Below are 1,283 nucleotides of genomic sequence, written 5' to 3'. Positions count from 1 at the left end.
GGCGGGTGGGCCGGTAGCGCCCCGGGGCCCGGCGAGTGGGGCCGGGCCGTGCCGGGACGGGCACGACACGCGGTGGGGGAAGTCGTAACACTCGTGTAGCGGAACGCGTCCCGCGAAGCTCTATGATCGGCCCGACGCCGCCGCTGCGAAACCCCCGTTTCACTTCCCACGGTTCGGCGTCCCTACACGCGTGTACCCGGCCGGGCCGGCTGCTTCGCCGTGCCCGCACACCCGAAAGGCGGCCTGAATGATCTCTCGCGTACGCGTCTGGCTCAACCGCACGTACGCGGAGAACGTGTTCTTCATGGACCAGTTGCGGAGAAATCCGCAGGACCGCGCGGTGGAGATCCATGCCACCCACGGGGACCCGGACTCGCCGGTGCTCGCCGCGGCCGACACCGCGGCGATGGAGCCCGAGGGCCTCTCCCCCGCCGCCTACGCCGAGTTCGCCCTGGACCAGTGCGCGCGGCGCGGCATCGACGTGTTCGTGCCGCGGCTGCACCAGGAGGTGATCGTCGCGCACCGCGCCGAGTTCGAGGCGGTCGGCACGGCGCTGCTGGCACCGACCGCCGAGGGCGTGGCCGCCTTCCACGACAAGGCGACCGCCTACGAGCGGGTCGCCGAGCTGGGCGTTCCGGTGCCGCCGTGGTTCCGGGTGCGGGACGGGTCCGAGCTGGTCGAGGCGGTCGAGAAGCTGGAGGCCGACGGGCACCGGGCCTGCCTCAAGCCCGCCGCCGGAGCGGGCGGCGTGGGGTTCCGGGTGATCACCCGCAGCCCGTTCTCGATGGCCCAGCTGGACGGCTTCCCCAGCACGGTCGTCCCGCTGGACATGGTGCTCCGCGCGCTGCGGGACGGCGGCGAGAAGGTCAACTGGCTGGTGATGCCGCGGCTGGAGGAGCCGGAGGTCTCGGTGGACTGCCTCACCGGTACCGACGACCGGGTGCGGATGACCGTGGGCCGGACGAAGAACGGCCGGCGCCGCGGGTTCACCCTCGACGAGCGGTGGATCGCGCCGGCCCGTCTGATCGCCGAGCGGTTCGGACTCCATCACCTCTCCAACGTCCAGTTCCGCATGTTCGGCGGGGAACCGGTTCTGCTGGACGTCAACACCCGGGCGGCGGGCGGGCTGCACCAGCTCTCGCTGTGCGGTCTGAACGCGCCGTGGGCCGCGGTCCGCCTGGCGCTGGGCGAGGACCCGGGTGACCTGGAGCCGCCGTTCCTGGGGGCGGACTACGCCGTGGTGGCGTCCCCGCAGCGGCTGCGTCCGGCGGGTTCGCCCTGGG

1 protein-coding gene is annotated in these 1,283 nt (G+C 73.1%); it reads left to right on the top strand.

From position 1 onward, the window contains the following. Nucleotides 1-247: 247 nt before the first annotated feature. Nucleotides 248-1,283 (top strand): ATP-grasp domain-containing protein (locus tag HW445_RS31395; protein WP_180224165.1); only part of this gene is annotated, 1,036 nt, incomplete at its 3' end.

This window comes from Streptomyces sp. UH6, from assembly GCF_013421635.1.
Classification (GTDB): domain Bacteria; phylum Actinomycetota; class Actinomycetes; order Streptomycetales; family Streptomycetaceae; genus Streptomyces; species Streptomyces abyssomicinicus.
This window is presented reverse-complemented; position numbering and strand designations above follow the sequence as displayed.